The following is a 21,003-nucleotide window of genomic DNA, read 5'->3' as shown; positions in this document are numbered from 1 at the left end:
CGCGTTCAGTTCGCGTGAGATAAAACCGCAATTTCGGCAAAGGCATGGCGACGCGCTTCCGCATCCGCCGCTTCCACATCCGCCAGCACACCCAACCGGGCATGCGCCAGGGTGGCCAGACATTTCTCAACGACGCGCGGAATATCCAGAAAGCCCAGACTTCCAGCCAGGAAGGCGGCAACCGCCACCTCATTCGCCGCATTCAGGATTGTAGGGGCCGCCCCCCCGCTTTGCAAGGCATGCCGCGCCAGTCCAAGGGCCGGAAAGCGCACCGGATCGGGCGACTCGAAGGTCAGGCTGGCGGCCTTCACCAGATCCAGTCTCTCCCCCGGCGTCGCCACCCGGTCCGGCCAGGCCAGCGCCACGGCGATGGGCGTGCGCATGTCGGGCGTCCCCAACTGGGCCAGCACCGAGCCATCGACATATTCGACCAGGGAATGGATCACCGATTGCGGGTGGACCAGTACATCGATCCGGTCCTCGGGCATGGCGAACAAATGGTGAGCCTCGATCAGTTCCAGGCCCTTGTTCATCATGCTGGCGCTGTCGACGCTGATCTTGGCACCCATGGACCAGTTGGGATGCGCGCATGCCTGGGCCGGCGTCACGCCCTGCATGGCCTCCCGCGTCCAGGTGCGAAAGGGTCCGCCGGACGCGGTCAGGATCAGGCGGGAGATGCGGTCACGCTGCGCCTCGTCAAAGACCTGAAAAATGGCGCTATGCTCGCTATCGACCGGCAGCAGCGTGGCGCCACAGCGGCGCACTTCCGCCATCACCAGTTCCCCAGCACAGACCAGCACTTCCTTGTTGGCCAGCGCCACCGTCGCACCGCGCTGTACCGCAGCCAGGGTCGGCGCCAGCCCGGCTGCCCCCACGATGGCAGCCATCACCCAGTCGGCGGCAGGGCGGCTGGCCGCCTCCACCACTGCTGCGGGGCCCGCCGCCAGCTCAATACCAGTGCCGCCCAACGCGTCCTTCAGTGCGGCATACTCACCCGCGTCGGCCACCACCGCCAGCGCAGGGCGCAGCTGTCGGGCCTGTTCAGCCAGCTTGGCGACGTTGCGGCCGGCGACCAGGGCCTCCACCTGAAACCGTTCAGGATAGGCGGCCAGCAGCTCAACCGTGTTGGTGCCCACCGATCCGGTGCAACCCAGCACGGTCACGCGGCGCATCATCTCAGGCTTCACCAAAATCGCACCCATTCACCCGCCGTCATCTCGAACAGCGCATAGAGCGGTGCCGCGAACAGCAGCCCGTCGATCCGGTCCAGAATACCACCATGACCGGGGATCAGGTTGGAACTGTCCTTCACATCCACCCGGCGCTTCATGTAGCTCTCGAACAGATCACCCGCCTGCCCCGCCACAGCCAGCACGGCGCCAATGGCGGCATAGGCCAGGACGGCGGTGGCGTGCACATGGTGCGGCACATCGGTCGCCGCCGGCGGCACCAGCCAGCCCGGCAGCCAATCCCCGCTTTGCGCTGCCCCGAACAGCCCGCCCAGGGTGGCCGACGCCACCATGCCGCCGATCAGGCCAGCCCAGGTCTTTTTGGGGCTGATGCGCGGTGCCAGTTTTGGACCACCGATGCTCTTGCCCGCGGCATAGGCACCAATGTCGGTGGCCCAGATGGCAAGCATCAGGAAAAGGAACAGGGCCAAGCCGTAGGGACCGCTTTCCAGCCGCAGCCAGAGCATGGCCAGGAAGGGCAAGCCGATATAGAACGGCATGAAGGCGAAATGGCCCGGTCGATGCCGACCCGGCATGACCAGGCGGAAATATTCCCACGCCGACAACCCGGCCAGCACCAGCACCAGCACTTGGAACGGCAACCCGCCATACCAGACAGCCCCCAATACAGGTGGGGCCAGAATAAGGGCGGAGATCACGCGCTGCGTGAAGTTGGACCGGGGCTGTTTGGGGGGGTGTTGGCTGTCGGTCACGGTATCAACGACTTCCAGCCGTGGCCCCGAAGCGCCGGTCGCGCCGGTGGAACTCCTGGATGGCGGCTTCCAGATCGCGGCGTGTGAAATCCGGCCAGAGCGTATCCAGAAAAACCATCTCCGCATAGGCCAGTTGCCAAAGCAGGAAGTTGCTGATGCGCTTTTCGCCGCTGGTGCGGATCATCAGATCGGGGTCGGGAATGGTGCCCCCCGTGGACAATTCACGGGCGAAGGCGTCGGTCGTGATGTCGTCGGGGGTCATCTCCCCCCGCGCCACCGCCTGCGCCAGCTTGCGGGCCGCATCGACCAGTTCCTGGCGGCCGCCATAGGACAGGGCCAGCACCAGGGTCATGTCGGTATTACCGACCGTCAGGCTTTCAGCATTGCTGATCAGTGCCTGAATGTCGGAGGAAAGGCGGGAACGGTCGCCGATGACCCGCAGCCGGATGCCATTCTTATGCAGCTTGGCAATTTCACCGCGCAGGTAGAAGCGCAGCAGCTGCATCAAGGTGGATACCTCATCCTCCGGACGGCTCCAGTTCTCGGTCGAGAAACTGTAGAGCGTGAGGTAGCGCACGCCCAGCTCGCGTGCGCCCTCGATCGCTTGTCGGACGGCGTCCACGCCCTTCTTATGCCCGGCCGTGCGCGGCAGGCCCCGCGCCGTCGCCCAGCGTCCATTGCCATCCATGATGATGGCAATGTGCGTGGGCGGCGGCGGAAATACGGATGTGTCGGGGCCCGGCATGGCAGCAGGTCCTTACCCTTGGGTACCGGGAAACGATCAGACCTGCAGGATTTCCTTTTCCTTGGTCGCAAGCGCCTCATCAACCTTCTTGATGTGGGCGTCGGTCACGCCCTGGACCTTGTCGGACCAGGTCTTCTGCTCGTCCTCGGACAGGGAACCGTCCTTCTGCAGCTTCTTCAGGGCATCCATGGCGTCGCGGCGCACATTGCGCACAGCCACCCGGGTCTGCTCAGCATATTTGGCGGCAACCTTGGACAGCTCCTTACGGCGCTCGGAGTTCAGCTCGGGAATCGGCACACGAATGGTCGATCCTTCGGTCTGCGGGTTAAGGCCCAGCCCGGCATCGCGGATGGCCTTCTCAACCGATTTAACCGTGGAACGGTCGAACACCTGCACCGAGATCAGGCGCGGCTCCGGCACGGAGATGTTGGCAACCTGATTCAGCGGAACGGTGGTGCCATAGGCCTCAACCGTCACCGGCTCCAGCAGGTTGGCGGAAGCGCGCCCGGTGCGCAGGCCCGCGAATTCCTTGCGGAGCTGCTCAAGCGCGCCGGCCATGCGACGCTCAATGTCCTTGATCAGTTCGGGAGCGGCCACCTTATGCCTCTTCGGTTATGATGGTGAATTTACCCTGTCCGGCCATCACTTCGGCGAAACCGCCGTCCTTCTGGATGGAGAAGACAAGGATGGGAATCTTGTTCTCGCGGGCAAGCGAAATCGCCGAAGCATCCATGACAGCCAAGTCGCGCGACAACACGTCCAGATAGGTCAGGCGGTCATAGCGGATGGCGTCCTTCACCTTCTTGGGATCGGCGCTATAGACGCCATCCACCTTGGTGGCCTTCAGCATCGCATCGCAGCTCATCTCAGAAGCGCGGAGTGCAGCGGCCGTATCCGTGGTGAAGAAGGGGTTGCCGGTACCGGCGGCGAAAATCACCACCCGGCCCTTTTCCATGTGCCGCTCAGCCTTGCGGCGGATATAAGGTTCGCAGACGCTGTCCATTGGGATGGCCGACTGCACGCGGGTCTCTACGCCAGCCTTTTCAAGTGCGTTCTGCACAGCCAGCGCGTTCATGACGGTGGCCAGCATGCCCATGTAATCGGCGGTCGCGCGCTCCATGCCGGAGGCAGCACCGGAGATGCCGCGGAAGATATTGCCGCCACCGATGACGGCGCAGACCTCGATCCCCATGTCAATCACGGACTTGATCTCCGTCGCCATGCGGCTGACGACGTTGGGATCGATCCCGTACTCCCTCTCCCCCATAAGGGCTTCACCTGAAAGCTTCAGAAGAACGCGCTTGTAACGGGCTTCGGGCACGGGTTTGTCCTCTCGGTTGGAAATCCGGTCTTCAACAGATCATATCGGGGCCGGCGGGCCGGCCCCGACAGAATAACGCTCCAGAGCCGGCACGAGGTCCGGCCCCGGACCGCCTCAGCCGGCCATCTTGGCCACTTCGGCGGCGAAGTCGGACTGTTCCTTCTCGATGCCTTCGCCCAGCTGGAAGCGGACGAAGCCGGTCAGGGTAACCGGGGCGCCGACGGCCTTGGCGGCGTTTTCCACGACCTTGCGGATCTTGGTTTCGCCGTCGATGACGTACAGCTGCTCCAGCAGGACCACTTCTTCATAATACTTGCGGACGCGGCCTTCGACCATCTTCTCGATGATGTTCTCGGGCTTGCCGGAAGCACGGGCCTGCTCGACCAGAACGGCGCGCTCGCGCTCCAGGTTAGCGGTCGACACGTCGGCGATGTCCAGGGCCTCCGGACGGGCGGCGGCGACATGCATCGCGATCTGCTTGCCCAGATCGGCAAGTGCTGCCTTGTCACCGGTCGACTCCAGAGCGACCAGCACGCCGATCTTGCCCAGGCCTGGGACCAGAGCGGAATGAACATAGGACGACACCACGCCGTCGGTGACCGACAGCTTGGCGACGCGGCGCAGGTTCATATTCTCGCCGATGGTGGCGACCAGATTCGGCAGCTCTTCGGCAACGGTGCGACCGGTGCCCGGATAGGCAGCAGCCTGCAGGCTTTCCAGCGTGCCGTCGGTTTCCAGCGCCAGCTTGGTGACGGTGGCAACGGCGGCCTGGAAGGCGTCGTTACGGGCAACGAAGTCGGTCTCAGCGTTCAGCTCGACAGCGGCGCCGGACAGACCATTGGCGGCAACGCCGACCAGACCTTCGGCGGCAACGCGACCGGCCTTCTTGGCAGCGGCGGCGAGGCCCTTCTTGCGCAGCCAGTCGATGGCGGCTTCCACGTCGCCATTCGCTTCGGTCAGCGCCTTCTTGCAGTCCATCATGCCGGCGCCGGACTTCTCACGGAGGTCCTTCACCAGGGCAGCGGTGATCTCGGCCATTTTCGCCTCTCTCAAATCGTCGGGGTGTGACGGGATATCTTTTAGCACAGGGTCATGGCGGTTTCGCGCCAAGCCCGGACAGCACAACGGCCGGACAGCACCCGGAGCGGATGCGGCCCGGCCGTCGCACCTTAAACTCAGGCCTCGACGGCCTCTTCAGCCGGCAGAGCCTCGGCCGGGGCGACTTCCTGGGCGCCGACATCAATGCCGGCAGCCGACATCTCAGCCTGCAGACCGTCCAGGACGGCGCCGCTCAGCAGCTCGCAATAGGTCTCGATGGCGCGCAGGGCGTCGTCGTTACCCGGCACCGGGAAGGTGATGCCGTCGGGGGAGCTGTTGCTGTCCAGGACGGCCACCACCGGAATACCCAGCTTGTTGGCTTCCTGAATGGCCAAGCTTTCCTTGTTGGTGTCGATGATCACCAGCAGGTCGGGCAGGCCGCCCATGTCACGGATACCGCCCAGCGCGCGCTCCAGCTTATCGCGGTCGCGCGTCATGTTCAGCAGCTCCTTCTTGGTGCGGCCGGAGCCTTCACCGTGGGCCAGCGCCTCGTCCATTTCCTTCAGGCGACGGATCGACTGGGAGATGGTCTTCCAGTTGGTCAGCATGCCGCCGAGCCAGCGATGGTTCACATAGTACTGGCCGCAACGCTTGGCGGAAGCAGCCACCTGCTCCTGCGCGGCGCGCTTGGTGCCGACGAACAGGACGCGGCCGCCGCCGGCAACAACGTCACGCACGGCCTGCATGGCGCGGTGCAGCAGCGGAACGGTCTGTTCCAGGTCGATGATATGCACGCCATTGCGGGCGCCGAAGAGGTACGTGGCCATCTTCGGGTTCCAGCGACGGGTGTGGTGACCGAAGTGGACGCCAGCTTCCAGGAGCTGGCGCATGGTAAAGGTCGGCATAGCCATGGAAAACTTCCTTTTCCGGTTTGGCCTCCGTGAGCAATGTCCATTGGGCACTATGCCCGCCGAACACCGGATCGATGGGATGACCCGCCCCGCACAACCAACGTCCGGGTAAAAGCCAACACACCGCAAGCCCACGTGTGGGATTAACGACGGGCGGTGGAATAGCGCAGGCAGCGCCGCATTGCAACCCCACCCAGCCGCGTTTTGCGCACGCCCTCCCCCGCCATCATCGCATGGCGGAACCTTTCACGACTCAGCCGGCGTTTTTCAACGCCTTCAGCGCAGCCTGCGCTTCCTTATGTTTGGGTTCCAGTTCCAAGGCGCGCTTATAGGCCTTTTCTGCCGTCGCCCTATCGCCCATCGCCTGGTAGATCATGCCCAAGCGCCAATGGGCCGCCGGGCGGTAGTTGGTGCCGCTGATCCAGGCCGGACCCGACAGGAAGCGAAGCAGCGAGTCGCGCCCACTTTCCAGATGCCGACCCGTGACCGCCGATGCTCGGCCCCGCTGATAAAGCGTGAACGGATCAGCGGGATCAATTGACGCCGCCCTGTCCAGCGCTGCGAAAGCTGCATCGTTTTCGCCCGCCCGGGCCAGCCCGATTGCAACGCTCGCCACCTCAGACACGTCGGTCAACTTCGATGCGGCATCCTTCAGCAATGCCTTTCCAGACGCCTCATTATCATCGCTGAATGCCTGAGTCGCACGCAGCATCAGATATTGCCCTTCATCCAGCGGCTGCATGGCCTTGATCGCCTCCTCCGCCTTGGCCTTGTCGCCACCAGCAATGGAGGGGGCGACAAGATGATATTGTGCGACGCACTTGATGGCGGGAACGCTGCGCGGGTCACGCGCCCATTCCCCCTCGCAGAGGTTCAGAAGTTCGGCGGCCGCTGACTTTTTCGAGAAGAGCGAGGCTTCGTTAATGCGATGCGTCGCCAGCACCATCCGCGCCTCCAGCACCTGTCGATCATCGGGCATGACCACCGCCAGCTTGGCACCCAGGGGCAAGCCAGCCTCCGTATCGCCGAACCGCTGATAGACCAGCAGCAGTTCACGACCGGCCTCGGCATCACCAGGACTGGCGGCCAATAGTGCCTTCAATGGTGCTTCGGCAGCATCCTTGCGATCAACCGGTTCCACCAGGGCGGCGTAGTCAGCCGGGACGGTCTGGGCGCTGGCGGTGCCGGCCAGACTGAGCAGTAACAGGGCGGCAGCGGACAGGGAGAGGCGCATAGGCTTATCCAGAAGGGTTAAGGTTCCTTAACCTTTTGGCGGCACGCTGTGGCGGAATGGTGGCGTTAGGGTGCCATTATCGCGATCCTTGGTGGTGCAGGTCCGCCATGCCTTGGCAATCGGCCGGCGGGTAGCTATGGTCCGCCCCGCGCTGACCATAGTCCGCGCTCCTGGCATGGCCCAAGTACCGTAAGAATGACCCTCACAGCCCGACCGACCGATGCCTCGCCCGATCTGCTGACGGGTTTTCTACGCCAGCTTTCGCCGGGCCGCGACCTGTCCCCGCCATTTTGGCTGGAGGCTGACGGGCTGCCCGATGTGCCGCGCCGGCTTCTGGTGCATGATCATGGTATGACAGCGACGCTTGAGGCGTTCTGGGGCGAGCAGATGCGCTTATCCGTGCTGCATACGGAAGAAGCGGGCACTCTGTTGCGTCGCCATGTCCTGCTGTCGGGTGCCGATAGCGGCACGCCGGCTGAATTGGGACTGATCGAAATACGCCTGGATGCCCTTCCCGCTGGTGCCCTGTTCGCGGTACGCCAGCGGCGCATCCCCTTCGGCGCCATCCTGTCGGCCTGCGGTGTCTCCTTCCGCAGTCAGCCGGCAGGTTTCCTGCGTCTGGTCGCGAATGAGGAACTGGCGCGTTTGCTGCGCCTGACACCGGGCAGCGCCATTTATGGCCGGGCCACGACGCTTTATGCCCGCAATGACGGGCGCGTCCTGGCCAATGCCGTGGAATTGCTGAGCGGGCATCACCCCGCCTGAATAATGTTATCGGCGTAAGACAACCGCCGCCGAGGCCACACCGAAGCCCAGCGCCACCAGAACCACCGCAAAGCAAATCCAGAAAGCTATCCGCACCTCACCCAGCGAGGCGGTCACGAAAGTCTGGTACTGCGCGATGATCGGATCATTGGTGCGGGCGGCCGGAATTTCATTGGCCAGAACCTTGTCCTGCTGAACACGCCAGTTGGCGTCGATCCCTTCCCGCGCCTGCACCGACCGCACCACAGCCTCGACCCCGTCGGCCAGGGCGTTGTGCGTGTCACGGATACGGACGGCCTTCTCCGGGTCCACGGGATCAAGCGCGACCCCCAGTCGATTGGCCATGGCCCGGAACTCCGGCACGCGGGCTACCAACCGTCCGTTCGTCTTCTCCCGCGTGCCTTCGTCAAAAATCAGCAACAGCACGTCACGTTGCAGGGCGCGGCTGGTGGAGCGCAGTTCGGTAGCGGCGGACAGCACCTCTTGCGCGTGATCCAGCCCGCGCAAGGCGGGCCGGACCAACAGCAGACCCACGGCTACCAGGGCAACCAGCACGGGCACCAGCCCTGCCGACAAAGCCGGCAGCAACCGCCCACGCGGTGTTTCAATATCCCAGATGGCCTTGGTCATCAACGTAACTCCTGAAGATCAAATTTGATGTCAGCCGATCCAGCCACTATCGGCTGCTGTGAAGACACGCCCTTCCGCCAGCCCCCATCCGACCAGATGGACCAACGGGTTGATACCGGCGGCGGCAATATCGGCATGGCGTTCCAGATAGGCGCTGACATCAAAGGCCGCCGACGGGTCGCGTCCCTCGCGCCAGCCATAGGTCATGAAGTGATCCATCGCCGTCATTTTGCCGGTCGCGACCACGGCAGCAACATCGGGGTTCTGCTTCAGGTACCAGTTGATATCGAACAGGGCCGTCGTGCTGCGCCCTTCCTTCTGCCCGTAATACTGATAATGCTGCCAGCCGCTGGCGAAGACGCCCGCCGTCACCGCCGCCGCCACATCGGGATTGACGGCGAGATAGCCCTGTTCGCTGAAGCCCAGCGCCAGGTTGGCGGACACCGATTGTTCCATGACCGTCAGAAGCAGGACGCGGTCGGCCAGATACAGAAACTCGACATTGGCCAGTTCGCTGACGACCGGATCGCCCCAGGCCTTCACACCCATGGCGATGGAACCATTGGCCATGCGCGCCAGATAGAGTTGATCCAGCGTCGTCTTCAGCCCCACAGCATCCAGACCGGCGCCGCCATCCAGCAGGTCCGGCCCACCGCCGCCGACCAACCGGTCATCGCCGGCCCCGCCGCGCAATGTGTCGCCATAGACGGAACCGACCAGCAGGTCGTTGCCAGCTGTGCCCGCCGGAACATCGGTGGTGCGGTAACCCACCCCCCATCCCGTGGAGATGAAGCGCGACAGATCGTAGGTGCCGGTCAGGGTGACAGAGGCATCGAACCCGGCCTTGCTGTCCAGCCCCACATAGACGCGCACGCCACCCGCCACGGCCTGCACATGCACCTGCCCATCCAGCAGACCGGTGCCATTGCCCTGCGTGACGGTGGTGATAGTCTTGTTAGCCAGATAGGGGCTGCCCGCCGGATAGGTCAGGAAGGTCAGCATATCGCCCATGGCGAAATCAGTGATCGTATCCACCGTGTCGAATTCCTGGGCATGGAATTCGAACAGATCCTCGCCGCTGCCACCCGTCAGGATGTCAGCACCCTTGCCACCCAGCAGGGTATCATTGCCGCCACCGCCGATCAGCGTATCCACGCCATCGCCACCAAACATCACTTCCTGGCGCCAGGAACCGGTGACATGGTCGCCAAAGGTCGATCCCTCGATCCAGGCCCGCTCAATGGAGCGCAGGGTATCGGTTCCCTGGTCGCTGGTTACCGTCGTATCGCCGATAACCACCGGCGGGGCTGCCGTGGTCGTTGCCAGAATACGGTGATACAGAATGTCGTCGCCATCGCCGCCATCCAGCGTGTCATCACCCGCACCGCCTTCCAGCACATCATCGCCAGTCCCGCCCGACAGGAAATCGGCACCCGGGCCGCCATGCAACTCGTCGATGCCGACACCGCCCAGGACACTGTCGTCCCCGGCATCAGCATTGATGATGTCATCGCCGGCCCCGCCGTCGATCGTGTCATTGCCAATGGTGCCGTTCAGGTTGTCGTTGATGTTGCCGCCATTGATGACGGAACCGGCCGCAGCCGCTGCTAACACGCTCATCCGAATCCACCCGTTCCCGGAACGGTAACACGTCCCAGGTATTGCACCCCTGCGAGCGCACCGTAGGAAACGGTGGGCGGAATAGCAAGCTTACAAGAAAATCATTTACGGCCCGACCGCCAAGGTCCCACTCGTCTATAAAAAATGAACAAACTTGGCGTCGGCTGCCCCCCCGACGACGCGACCGTTAAAGATTGGCGGGAACAACACCGACGTTGTTCCCGCCAAACCATCATATCCACCCGCTGTCCACAGCCGTGAATACACGGCCTTCGGTCAGTCCCCAACTGAGGAGATGGACAAGTGGATTAATACCTGCTGCCGCCACATCAGGGTACCGTTCCAGATAAGCACTCACGTCAAAGGCTCCCGAAGGATCCCGACCCTCACGCCAGCCGTAAGTCATAAAATGACTCAGTGCCGTCGTGCCGCCACTCACCACTGCGGCGGCGACGTCTGGGTTATGTGAGAGGTACCAATCCACATCGAAAAGCACAGATGGTGAGCGCGCTTCAGCAATTCCATAAGCTTGGTAGTGGGCCCAGCCGCTGGACAATCTACCAGCTGAAACGGCTGCAGCCACATCGGCATTTGCCGCGAGGTATCCCGCCTCAGAGAACCCTAAAGGAAGTGCGACAGACCCGCCTTGTTCCATCGGCGTCAGCAAGATGACGCGATCACGAAGATAAAGCAGCTCTACATTATAAATCTGCGAAGGTTCCACCTCACCATTCAAATAAGGAGTAATGGCGACATAATCAGCCATGCCTGGATAATCGACATCAACATACCGCACGACCAGTTCGTCCAGCCTGTATTGGAGCGCATACGCATCAATGCCCAAACTGCCATCAATCTGATCGGCCCCGGAAACACCAACAATACTATCGTGGCCTGCACCAGCAGACACCCTGTCATCGTAGGGGGTGCCACGTATTGTATCATTACCGGCACCGCCATCGACGGGCCGATCAAGACCATACCCAACGCCGCGGCCCGCTGAAAAGAAACGGCCCAGATCAAAGGTGCCTTTCAACATAACGGATGTGTCATAACCCGGGCGATCGTCAATGCCAGCACGGATGATGACACCCCCTTGGGTGGCTTGCACATGAATCTCACCCATGGCAAGACCACTCCCATCACCAACGCTCACGCGATTGACGGGCATGGCAACTTGGCGCTCGCCTCCATTCACTAAAGCTTGAAAAACCAGACGATCCCCGGCCTCAAAATCAGAGATGACGTCAGTACCGCCATTAGCCAACGGATCAATCACAAACTGGTCGTAACCGGAACCTCCGATCAGAAGATCAACACCAACGCCACCAGACAGCACATCGTTACCGGTGCCGCCGTCGAGAGTGTCATCACCGGAGTTTCCCACGATGACCTCGTCACGGAACGAACCTCTGACAACGTCGGAACCGGCGCCACCGTAGACGTTGACCTGCTCGATCCCAATCAAAACATCGCGTTCGGTGCCGTTGGTTAAGCCGGTGTCGTCGATCACCACCAAGACGCCAATATCACGTGACGTCACGACATAATTGGCGATGTCGGCGCCACCGCCGCCGTCCAGTGTGTCGTTGCCAAGCCCTCCCAAAAACACTTGGCGATCACCATCGCCACGCAGGGAATCATCGCCGCTGGTTCCAAGGGTGGTGGGCACTAGGGTAGTTATCCCAAAATTGGGATTGTAAAAGAATTTGGAATTCTGGTTCATTTGGGTCAACCATCGCCCGTGCAATCACCTGCCCCAGGTGATGAACGCCCCTATCTCTACAAAATAATTCCCTCAAAACTGCATCGCAACATATATTTTTGAAGAATAAAGTTTCATATATTTCAAATAAAAATCTCTAAACTGACATGCTCCGGAACTCAGCAGTCCGGCAAAGGATTGCATCTGCCAGTCACCATGCAGGTACCAGCTACTGATTAAAATCGCGAATCCGCCATCAGGACGCGCAATACAAGGCCGCCGCGATACTTGATCATCACATCCAGTTGATATCGACGGCGGACACAACGCGTCCCTCCGCCTGCCCCCAGCCCAGGAAATGCAGCAGCGGGTTCATGCCCGCCGCCGCGACATCGGCGTTACGATCCAGATAAGCGCTGGTATCAAAATAGGCGGACGGGTCCCGTCCCTCCCGCCAGCCGTACAGCATGTAATGATCAATGGCGCTGGCCACCTTGCCCTGGGCTACACCAGCGGCAACGTCGGGGTTGCGGGCCAAGTACCAAGTGGCATCGAAGAATGCATTGGGGTTACGCCCCTCCGCAGCGCCGAAGCGAGCGTAGTGCTCATACCCGTTGGCAAATTCACCACGCCCGACCGCCTGGGCAATGTCAGGATTGGCCGCCAGATAGGCCGTCTCATCAAACCCCGTCCGCAGCAAGGACTGGCTGGGATAAGCCGTGCGTCCCTCCGCCCGACCATAGGCCAGGTAATGATCATAGCCGCTGTCGAACCAGCCTTTCGACACTGCCTCCCGGATGTCGGGGTTGGCGGCTAGGTAAGCGGATTCACTGAAGGGGTTACCACGGTTGTCCGAGAGGGAATTGGGTTGACGTCCCTCGGCTTGGCCGTACCGCTCGTAATGTTGGGTGCCACTGCTGACCCAGCCCGCCGCCACTGCCTCGGCAATGTCGGGATTATTGGACAGGTACCAGGCCTCGTCCACCCGGGTGGAACCGATAGAGGACAGTAATTGCGGATTGGAGAGTTGGATCACGCGGTCGGAGGAGATCAGCAACTCAACGCCCGTCAGCGTGTCCACGCCCCCGCCGGCTGGGCGGCTGTCAAACAGTTGGAACGTGCCACTGCCCTGGTTTTGGAAGGTAATATCCGCCAAACGCGCCGCCACCACCACCGCCTGCACACCGGCATCCCCTTTGAACAGATCATTGCCGGCACCGCCGCCCAGCATCACGCTGGGGCCCTGGAAATAGTCGGCATTGGCCGTACTGGTGTTGAAGGAATATCCGTTCAGTTCCAGGATATGCAGGTTCTGATAGTCGGTTCGGGCCAGCAAGGCACCACTGCCCAACCCGGCAATCTCAATACTGTAGTCGGCGCCTGGGATCTCATCCGCGCCGACATATAGCCGCACCAGCCCATTGCCCAGATCCTGATACCGCACGGCACCCAGGCCAAGCCCATCGCCGCCACCCGCCGCATAAGATGTTATATTCAGGGTTCCTGCGCCGTCGGCACGCAGCAGCGAAAGCTGATCACCAACCGAGAAATCCATCACCAGATGGGTGGAGCCGGCACCCCCCACCTCGAAACGGTCGCTCCCGGCACCGCCCCACAGGCTGTTGCGACCGCCGCCACCAGCAATGACGTCGTTACCGCCGCCGCCGCGTATGACGTCGTCGCCCGCCCCACCCGACAGGGTTTCACGCCGGCTGCTTCCCGTGATGGTATCGTCAAAGGCGCTGCCGGTGACGCTGATCCGGTCGATTGAGTAGAGCCAATCCATCTCCTGCGCACCTATGCGCAGATTCAGCGCGTCAATGGCGATCGTGACGCCCGCCGTGGCGTCGGCCTGCGATACCAGCAGCAGATCGTCACCGGCACCGCCATTGAGCAGATCATTGCCCCGACCACCAGTCAGCGTGTCATCACCCCCGCCGCCATAAAGGCTGTCCGCGCTGTCACCGCCGCGCAGGTCGTCGGCCAGATTGCCGCCCGTCAGATAATCGGCCCCCGCACCAGCCCATAGCCGGTTGAAAGCCCCGGCCTCTCCCGCGATCCGGTCGTTCCCTGATGTCGCGTAGGCGTAGCGGTAGACGGCATCACCGATCACAAACCGCTCCACCCCCGTGGTGGTGATCAGGCGGTTCGGGGTGCCGAACACTTCAACATCCAGACCCTGCAGCAAACCCTCGGCGTCGGTGCGGGCAGTGAACGCAAAGCCACTGGCCAGCAGCTCCAGCGTATCCAGCCCTGTGCCGCCATCGACGGTGTCATTGCCATGATCGCCGGGGCGCAGCACATCGTCGCCGGCCCCACCCTGCAACAGATCGTCGCCCTGCAACCCCACCAGCGTGTCATTGCCGCCCGCTCCGATAAGCGTGTCCCGGTTGCCGGTCCCCGTCAGGGTATCGTTGTCGGCGCTGCCCTGCTGGCTGCTCCCCGGTAGATAGACCAACCTGCCCGTCTGCGCCGAAACCGCGAACGCATAGGGTTCATAATCGCCCTGAAGGCTGATCGTATATTCAGCGCCATTGATATTGTCGGCGCCGAGGAACAGACGGGTAAGGCTGCTGCTGACCCTGTCGACCTGCAACTCCCCATCTGAAATACGGTATCCGCCACCGCTCTGGCTGACCTGCCGGATGGGATAGGGGAAGGCCACGCTGTCATCGTAACCGAAATCGGTGACAAGATAGGTGATGCCCGGAAGGGACCGTCCCGCCTGAAAAATGTCGGCACCGGTACCACCGGTCACCGTCCCGTCACCGGCCGCAAAGCTGAGGTACGAGGCCGCACCGTCAGCCAATGCCGTCAGCGTCACACCCGACAGGGCCGATGCATCGTAGCCGGAAACTAGGCCAGCAGGCACAGTCTGCACCACCCCATCCAGGGTCACCTGCGGCACGCTGGCAGCCATCGTGATGCGCAACTGGCCCGTCGCACTGCCCGTGAGCACCAAAAGGGGGGCCTGCCCCGGCGTTCCACTGTCCCGGGTGGAGAAGTTGATGGCCAATGTCACGCTCCTCGCGTCGACGAATGCTCACCAACTTTATAACTACTAACTAGTTGAATTCCTATCGGGACGTTGGAGGTATGACCTTTGTCGCCCCGAACGTCCCGGTATGCTGGATTTCACTGTTGATCAGCCCAACCAGCCCGCGTCCGCCGCCGTGATGATCCGGCCCTCGGCCTGCCCCCAGGCGATGTAATGGACCAGCGGGTTCATACCGGCTGCCTTCACATCGCTGTAGCGATCCAAATAGGCACTGGTGTCGAAGGCGGATGACGGGTCACGGCCTTCGCGCCAGCCATAGGCCATGTAATGACTCAGCGCCGTCACCGCCCCCTGCGATACCGCCGCTGCCACATCCGGGTTCCGGGTAAGATACCAGTCACTATCGAACAGGCTGCTGGTCGTTCGCACCTCGGCATAACCATAGGCCTGATAATGTGCCCAACCGCTGGCGAAGCGGCCATCGGCAACGGCGGCGGCGACATCGGGATTGGCTGCCAGATATTGCGCCTCATTGAAGCCCAGGGGCAGACTGGCGCTGGGAGCCTGCTGTCCTGCTGTTGCGGTGAGCAGCACCACACGGTCGGAGAGGTACAGTAGTTCCACATCCGTCAACCGGTCGGTGACGGTCAGGCCATTCTCCTGGGTGCTGACAAGTGTGCTGCCATCCGCCTGGCGCGTGATGGTGACACTGGCGAAGCTGGCCTTCAGCCCCGCCGCATCCACGCCGGTACCTCCGTCCAGCCGGTCCGCACCCGCACCGCCCACCAGACTGTCGTCGCCAGCCCCACCGGACAGCGTGTCATTGAAAGCGCCGCCGCGCAGCACGTCGTCGTTGGGCGTGCCATTCACCGTCCGCGCCGTGACCAGCCGCACCTGCCCTGTTGACGACACCTCGAAATCGGCAAGGGTGAAACGCCCGGAAAGGTCGACGGCCATGTCGAAGCCGGGATCGGCATTCTGCCCCACAAACACCCGCACGCCACCATCAATGGACTGCACATGCGCCTGACCGAGCAGCAGACCAGTGCCATTGCCGACGGAGATGGACGTGATGGGCAAATCCAGCAGTTCGAGCCCGACAGTGCGATGGAAAACAAGGACATCATCAGTGCTGAAATCGGTAATCAGATCGTATCCGCCAGTGTCGGGACCGAAGAACCAGAACTGGTCCTGCCCAGTACCACCCGTCATGCGGTCCAGATTGGCGCCCCCGAGGATCGTGTCATTGCCCCCACCCCCGTCAATTGTGTCAGCACCGGTAGAACCATTAATCCATTCCGGTCGGTCACTACCAGTGATGACGTCGCTGAAACGCGAACTGGTTACGCTCACCTGTTCAATCCCGATCAGCGTATCGACCTCGCTGCCCGTGGCCGTGATGCGATCGACGGAGATGGTGATGGTCAGAGCGGTATTGGCCGCCGACAAATGATCGAAAGTGACAGTGTCATAACCAGCGCCACCATCCAGCGTGTCGTTGCCGGCCCCACCGTTAAGGGTATCGTCATCGGCCGTGCCCGTCAGGCGTTCGGCGTTGGCGGTACCGGCCAGGGTACGGCCTGGGGCTGCCTGCGGCGTGGTCATGATCAAAGCTCCTGAACTTCTATGACGCCGGGGATAGATTTGAACGCTCCCCGGCTGGCGGCATTAATGGAGACGGCACCCGGAATAGTGATCTCCACTTCGCGCAGTGCGTCCAGTTCCACGGCCAGCGTCACCTTCCCCCGGCCCACCGGCAGGCGGCCCAGGGTGGTCTTGATGGCTGGCACTGCATTCACATCATCCAGCAGGATGCGCAGGCCCGCCGCACTCTTAGATACCTCATCCTCCAGCGACAGCACGCCCTGGCAGGTCAGGCGCATCTCCTCGCCATTCTTCTGCGCATCCACCGACAGCAGCACCGCCCTGCCCGCCTCCAGCATCTCCCGGCTCTGTGCTAGTGTTTCGGCGAACAGCGTCACCTCATAAACACCGGACGCGTCAGACAGCGTTACGAAGGCAAAACGGTTACCGCTTTTCGCTGTTCGTTCCTGCTTGGCAACAACAATGCCGGCCAACTTGAAGCGCGTGGACTTCGCATCGCGCATCAGGCGCGGCAGCTCGCTGAACTTCACCACCTTCATGCGGGTCATAGCGGGCGCGAAACTGTCCAGCGGGTGGGCCGACAGATAGAAGCCGATGGCTTCAAACTCATGCCGCAGCCGTTCCAGCGGGTCCCAGTCCGGCACCTTGGGCAGGTCCGGGGCCTTCATGGCCTCCGACCCGCCAAACAGGCTGGCCATACCGCTTTCCCGTTGCTGCGCCTCGGCCTGGGCGTAACGCACCACCGTTTCCAGGCCGGCGAACAACTGCTGGCGGTTGCGGTTCAGGCTGTCGAAGGCACCAGCACAGACCAGTTTTTCCAGCATGCGCTTATTCAGCGCCGAACTGTCCACGCGGCGGGCAAAGTCGAAAATGTCCTTGAAGGGGCCGTTCGCCGCCCGCTCCCGCACCACCATTTCCATGGCCTGCTGGCCTACGCCCTTCACGGCGGCCAGGGCATAGCGCACGGCTCGGCTGCCATCGGCCAGCTTTTCCACGCGGAAGCGCGGCTCCGACGCGTTGACATCGGGCGGCAGCAGCCGGATGCCCAGCCGCACCAGTTCCTGGCGGAACTGGTTCAACTTGTCGGTATTGCCCATGTCATAGGTCATGGTGGCGGCCATGAACTCGACCGGGTAATTGGCCTTCATGAAGGCTGTCTGATAGGCGACCAGGGCATAGGCAGCGGCGTGTGACTTGTTGAAGCCATAGCCCGCGAACTTGTTCACCTGATCAAAGATCAGGCCGGACTGTTCCTCCGGCACGGCCAGCTTTTCCGCCGAGCCCGCAATGAACTTGGCCCGCTCCTTCTCCATCTCCTCCTTGATCTTCTTACCCATGGCGCGGCGCAGAAGATCAGCGCCACCCAGGGAGTAACCGGCCAGAACCTGGGCGATCTGCATCACCTGTTCCTGATAGACCATGATGCCGAAGGTCTCTTCCAGAATGGGCTGGAGGGCCGGATGCATGTAATCGGGTGCTTCCTGCCCGAACTTCACCTTGATGTATTTCGGAATATTATCCATGGGGCCGGGACGGTACAGCGACACCAGTGCGATAATGTCCTCGATCCGGTTCGGCTTCATGCGGCGCAACACGTCGCGCATGCCCGAACTTTCCAGCTGAAAGATACCGGCACTCTCCGCCCGGCCCAGGATCGAATAGGATTTCTGATCCTCCATATCCAGATCCAGCAGGTCCAGTTCCGGTCCCAGATCGCGGACATGATCCACGGCGGTCTTCAGCACCGTCAGCGTCTTCAGGCCCAGGAAGTCGAACTTCACCAGCCCGGCCAGTTCCACATATTTCATGTTGAACTGCGTGACCGGCATGTCGGAACGCGGATCGCGGTACATGGGCACCAGCTGATCCAGCGGCCGGTCACCGATAACCACGCCGGCGGCGTGGGTGGAGGCGTGGCGGTACAGCCCCTCCAGACGCAGCGCGATGGTCAGAAGGCGGTCCACCGTCTCGTCCCCGCGCTTCATCTCCTGCAATTGCGGCTCGCCATCCAACGCCTGCTGCAAGGTGACGGGATTGGCGGGGTTGTTGGGGATCAGTTTGCAGATCCGGTCCACCTGACCATAGGGCATCTGAAGCGTGCGGCCCACGTCGCGCACCACGGCGCGGGCCTGCAACTTACCAAAGGTGATGATCTGCCCGACCTTGTCATACCCGTATTTCTGCTGGACATACTTGATCACCTCTTCACGGCGATCCTGGCAGAAATCGATATCGAAGTCGGGCATCGACACGCGTTCCGGGTTCAGGAAGCGTTCAAAAAGCAGGCCATAGCGGATGGGATCAAGGTCGGTGATCAGCAGCGACCAGGCCACAAGGCTGCCGGCACCCGACCCACGGCCCGGCCCCACGGGAATGCCCTGATCCTTGGCCCATTTGATGAAGTCCGACACGATCAGGAAGTAGCCGGGGAACTTCATCTTGATGATGGTTTCCAGCTCGAAATCCAGGCGCGCCCGGTATTCCTTCTCGATCTTCTCTTTCTCGTCGGTCGCCATGCCGCTGGTGAACACATATTTGTTCAGGCGGTAGGTCAGGCCGTCATGGGCCTGGGCGCGCAACTCATCGGGTTCCTCCCGCCCATTGGCGCTGGCAAACGGCGGCAGGATGGGGTTCACCTTGCGCGGCATGTAGGCGCAGCGTCTGGCGATGACGACCGTGTTGTCCACCGCTTCGGGGATGTCGGCGAACAGTTCCCGCATCTCCTGCGGTGACTTGAAATAATGATGGGGGGAGACGCGACGCCGCTCCTCCTGCATCACATAGGCACCCTCCGCGATGCAGAGCAGCACGTCATGCGCCTCATACATGGAGGCGTCGGCGAAATAGGCATCATTGGTGGCGACCAGCGGGATTTCATGCGCATAAGCCAGATCGATCAGGTCGGCCTCAGCCTTATCCTCCGCCTGGGCCAGCGGCCCCTCCACATGGCGCATCAGCTCAATATAGAGCCGCCCCGGAAACAGGGTCTTCAGCCGTTCCAGCAGATCCAGCGCATGCGGCTTCTGCCCGTCCAGCAGCAGCCGGTTCAAGCCGCCGCCCACCCCACCCGTCAGGCAGATCAGCCCGTCGGTCAGCCCTTCCATCTTCTCCAGCGATACCTGCGGCAGCAGGCCTGTTTCCGTCTCCATGAAGGCGACGGAAACCAGCCGCATCAGATTGCGGTAACCCTGCTCGCTCTGCACCAGCAGGACCAGCTGATCGGCACCAGGGCCCAGCACGCGACCCGCCACCTTCTTCTGCGGCCCGAAGGGCGTGACCCACATCTGGCAGCCAATGATAGGCTGTATTCCATCGTCCGACGCCGCCATCGCGAATTCCAGCGCGCCGAACAGGTTGCCTGTATCCGTCACACCCACAGCCGGATAGCCGTGCTTCTTGCACAGCTTCACCAGTTCCTTGGTCTTGATCGCCCCTTCGGCCAGCGAATAGGCGGAATGGACACGCAGATGGATGAAACCGGGATCGGCGGGCATGGGGCAACAAGCTTCCGGCGGCGGGACGGGTGCCCGACCTTAGCGCGGATGGCTGGCGGATGGCGAGTGTGTCGGCGTTTATTACCTGCCATGTAATCGACAGGCCCGGCCATGCATGGGAAAAGGGCGGTGCCGCGATTGAACAGGTGCCCCATGTCCAACCCCGCCCGCCAGCCCGCGCCGCGCCGCCGCATCAACAATGCTGAGGCGTTCGGCCCGCTGCTGAAGCGCTGGCGCGCGTCGCGGGGATTGAGCCAGCTGGATCTGGCATTGAGCTGCAATACCAGTCAGCGGCACCTGTCCTTCCTGGAATCGGGGCGGTCGCGGCCCTCAAGGGGGATGGTGCTGCAACTGGCGACGGCTTTGTCCGTGCCGCTGCGGCATCAGAACGCTCTGATGCTGGCCGCTGGCTTCGCACCCGCGTGGGACAGCTCTCCTCTGGAGGCCCCGGAAATGGCACCGGTGAAGGCCGCCATCAGCCATATGCTGGAGACGCAGTCGCCCTTTCCCGCCGTCGTCGTGGATCGGCACTATAATCTGATCCAGGCCAATGATGGGGCACAGCGTCTGTTGGGCTTTTTGGCCGGCCCAGCCATCGCCCAGACGCCTAACCCCAATCTTGTCCGCCTGCTTTTGTCGCCCGGCATGCAGGGCATGGTGGAAAACTGGGCGGAGGTCGCGGCCTGGATGATCCGCCGTATCAAGGCGGAGGCCTTGCTGGAGGACCCCGTGCAGGCCGTGGGTGCAGAGCCGTTCGCCGATCTGCTGGCCGACCCCACTCTGGCAACACTGGGCACACCATTCGGGGACGGGCTACCGGACGCGCCGACGCTTTACACCCGTTTCAACAAGGACGGGGTGCGCCTGTCGCTGTTTTCCATCATTGCCATGGTCGGCACGCCGCTGGATGCGGGTCTGCAGAACCTGCGGGTAGAGCTGTTTTATCCGGCGGATGACGCGACCAGGGAATGGTTCTCCAGGCCCTGAAACACCCC

General features: G+C 62.3%; 16 protein-coding genes. 2 read left to right on the top strand and 14 right to left on the bottom strand.

What is annotated here, in order from left to right; all coding sequences use genetic code 11:
* Nucleotides 1–5 precede the first annotated feature (5 nt).
* The 8 genes from ABC729_RS03870 to ABC729_RS03835 form a co-directional block, all read right to left on the bottom strand.
* Nucleotides 6–1,202 carry a 1-deoxy-D-xylulose-5-phosphate reductoisomerase gene (locus tag ABC729_RS03870; RefSeq protein WP_495606333.1) on the bottom strand — a complete coding sequence of 399 codons (1,197 nt, stop codon included), beginning with the start codon at nucleotides 1,200–1,202 and terminating at the stop codon, nucleotides 6–8.
* Nucleotides 1,184–1,942, bottom strand: a complete 759-nt coding sequence (locus tag ABC729_RS03865; RefSeq protein ID WP_495606332.1) for a phosphatidate cytidylyltransferase — start codon at nucleotides 1,940–1,942, stop codon at nucleotides 1,184–1,186. The genes ABC729_RS03870 and ABC729_RS03865 overlap by 19 nt, the downstream gene beginning before the upstream one ends.
* A 4-nt stretch (nucleotides 1,943–1,946) precedes the next feature.
* Nucleotides 1,947–2,687 (bottom strand): isoprenyl transferase, encoded by a 741-nt coding sequence (locus tag ABC729_RS03860; RefSeq protein WP_495606331.1) that lies wholly within the window; start codon nucleotides 2,685–2,687, stop codon nucleotides 1,947–1,949.
* 36 nt (nucleotides 2,688–2,723) lie between these two features.
* Nucleotides 2,724–3,284: a ribosome recycling factor gene (gene frr / locus ABC729_RS03855; protein WP_495606330.1), complete on the bottom strand. Its 561-nt coding sequence runs from the start codon at nucleotides 3,282–3,284 to the stop codon at nucleotides 2,724–2,726.
* A gap of 1 nt (nucleotide 3,285) precedes the next feature.
* Nucleotides 3,286–4,032: a UMP kinase gene (pyrH, locus tag ABC729_RS03850; RefSeq protein ID WP_495608636.1), complete on the bottom strand. Its 747-nt coding sequence runs from the start codon at nucleotides 4,030–4,032 to the stop codon at nucleotides 3,286–3,288.
* A 90-nt stretch (nucleotides 4,033–4,122) separates the two neighbouring features.
* The gene (gene tsf / locus ABC729_RS03845; protein ID WP_495606329.1) at nucleotides 4,123–5,046 is read right to left on the bottom strand and encodes a translation elongation factor Ts; all 924 of its coding nucleotides are present in this window, start codon (nucleotides 5,044–5,046) and stop codon (nucleotides 4,123–4,125) included.
* Between the two features lie 137 nt (nucleotides 5,047–5,183).
* Entirely contained in the window at nucleotides 5,184–5,957 is a 774-nt protein-coding gene (gene rpsB, locus ABC729_RS03840; protein WP_495606328.1) for a 30S ribosomal protein S2, read from the bottom strand.
* A gap of 253 nt (nucleotides 5,958–6,210) precedes the next feature.
* A complete protein-coding gene (locus ABC729_RS03835) occupies nucleotides 6,211–7,191 on the bottom strand; it encodes a tetratricopeptide repeat protein (protein WP_495606327.1) in 981 nt (326 codons plus the stop codon).
* Between the two features lie 195 nt (nucleotides 7,192–7,386).
* Here ABC729_RS03835 and ABC729_RS03830 point away from each other — a divergent pair, with 195 nt between their 5' ends.
* Nucleotides 7,387–7,956, top strand: coding sequence for a hypothetical protein (locus tag ABC729_RS03830; protein WP_495606326.1), 570 nt, complete (start codon nucleotides 7,387–7,389; stop codon nucleotides 7,954–7,956).
* Nucleotides 7,957–7,962: 6 nt separating this feature from the next.
* On the opposite strand, the gene ABC729_RS03825 is transcribed toward ABC729_RS03830, so the two are convergent.
* The 6 genes from ABC729_RS03825 to dnaE all read right to left on the bottom strand — a co-directional run bounded on the left by ABC729_RS03825 (nucleotide 7,963) and on the right by dnaE (nucleotide 20,008).
* Nucleotides 7,963–8,586: a hypothetical protein gene (locus ABC729_RS03825; protein WP_495606325.1), complete on the bottom strand. Its 624-nt coding sequence runs from the start codon at nucleotides 8,584–8,586 to the stop codon at nucleotides 7,963–7,965.
* A gap of 30 nt (nucleotides 8,587–8,616) precedes the next feature.
* Nucleotides 8,617–10,206: a calcium-binding protein gene (locus tag ABC729_RS03820; protein WP_495606324.1), complete on the bottom strand. Its 1,590-nt coding sequence runs from the start codon at nucleotides 10,204–10,206 to the stop codon at nucleotides 8,617–8,619.
* A gap of 232 nt (nucleotides 10,207–10,438) precedes the next feature.
* On the bottom strand, nucleotides 10,439–11,932 hold the full coding sequence (locus tag ABC729_RS03815) for a hypothetical protein (protein WP_495606323.1): 1,494 nt from the start codon (nucleotides 11,930–11,932) through the stop codon (nucleotides 10,439–10,441).
* A 274-nt stretch (nucleotides 11,933–12,206) separates the two neighbouring features.
* Nucleotides 12,207–14,927, bottom strand: coding sequence for a calcium-binding protein (locus tag ABC729_RS03810; RefSeq protein ID WP_495606322.1), 2,721 nt, complete (start codon nucleotides 14,925–14,927; stop codon nucleotides 12,207–12,209).
* Nucleotides 14,928–15,056: 129 nt separating this feature from the next.
* Complete coding sequence (locus ABC729_RS03805; RefSeq protein ID WP_495606321.1) at nucleotides 15,057–16,514, bottom strand: hypothetical protein; 1,458 nt, start codon at nucleotides 16,512–16,514, stop codon at nucleotides 15,057–15,059.
* 2 nt (nucleotides 16,515–16,516) lie between these two features.
* Nucleotides 16,517–20,008, bottom strand: a complete 3,492-nt coding sequence (gene dnaE / locus ABC729_RS03800; protein ID WP_495606320.1) for a DNA polymerase III subunit alpha — start codon at nucleotides 20,006–20,008, stop codon at nucleotides 16,517–16,519.
* A 153-nt stretch (nucleotides 20,009–20,161) separates the two neighbouring features.
* Here dnaE and ABC729_RS03795 point away from each other — a divergent pair, with 153 nt between their 5' ends.
* Nucleotides 20,162–20,995 (top strand): helix-turn-helix domain-containing protein, encoded by an 834-nt coding sequence (locus ABC729_RS03795; RefSeq protein WP_495606319.1) that lies wholly within the window; start codon nucleotides 20,162–20,164, stop codon nucleotides 20,993–20,995.
* Nucleotides 20,996–21,003 lie beyond the last annotated feature (8 nt).

The sequence above is a fragment of the Niveispirillum sp. CC-CTL257 genome (genome assembly GCF_059489915.1).
The sequence above is the reverse complement of the archived record's forward strand: the minus strand, read 5'-3'. Positions and strand labels throughout refer to the sequence as shown.

Excerpts from the sequence above, each read along its gene's own strand:
- ABC729_RS03825 (WP_495606325.1), bottom strand. The coding sequence starts at position 8,586 with ATGACCAAGGCCATCTGGGATATTGAAACACCGCGTGGGCGGTTGCTG.
- ABC729_RS03820 (WP_495606324.1), bottom strand. The coding sequence starts at position 10,206 with ATGAGCGTGTTAGCAGCGGCTGCGGCCGGTTCCGTCATCAATGGCGGC.
- ABC729_RS03830 (WP_495606326.1), top strand. The coding sequence starts at position 7,387 with ATGACCCTCACAGCCCGACCGACCGATGCCTCGCCCGATCTGCTGACG.
- ABC729_RS03835 (WP_495606327.1), bottom strand. The coding sequence starts at position 7,191 with ATGCGCCTCTCCCTGTCCGCTGCCGCCCTGTTACTGCTCAGTCTGGCC.
- ABC729_RS03860 (WP_495606331.1), bottom strand. The coding sequence starts at position 2,687 with ATGCCGGGCCCCGACACATCCGTATTTCCGCCGCCGCCCACGCACATT.
- ABC729_RS03795 (WP_495606319.1), top strand. The coding sequence starts at position 20,162 with ATGTCCAACCCCGCCCGCCAGCCCGCGCCGCGCCGCCGCATCAACAAT.
- rpsB (WP_495606328.1), bottom strand. The coding sequence starts at position 5,957 with ATGGCTATGCCGACCTTTACCATGCGCCAGCTCCTGGAAGCTGGCGTC.
- tsf (WP_495606329.1), bottom strand. The coding sequence starts at position 5,046 with ATGGCCGAGATCACCGCTGCCCTGGTGAAGGACCTCCGTGAGAAGTCC.
- ABC729_RS03815 (WP_495606323.1), bottom strand. The coding sequence starts at position 11,932 with ATGAACCAGAATTCCAAATTCTTTTACAATCCCAATTTTGGGATAACT.
- ABC729_RS03805 (WP_495606321.1), bottom strand. The coding sequence starts at position 16,514 with ATGACCACGCCGCAGGCAGCCCCAGGCCGTACCCTGGCCGGTACCGCC.
- dnaE (WP_495606320.1), bottom strand. The coding sequence starts at position 20,008 with ATGCCCGCCGATCCCGGTTTCATCCATCTGCGTGTCCATTCCGCCTAT.
- ABC729_RS03870 (WP_495606333.1), bottom strand. The coding sequence starts at position 1,202 with ATGGGTGCGATTTTGGTGAAGCCTGAGATGATGCGCCGCGTGACCGTG.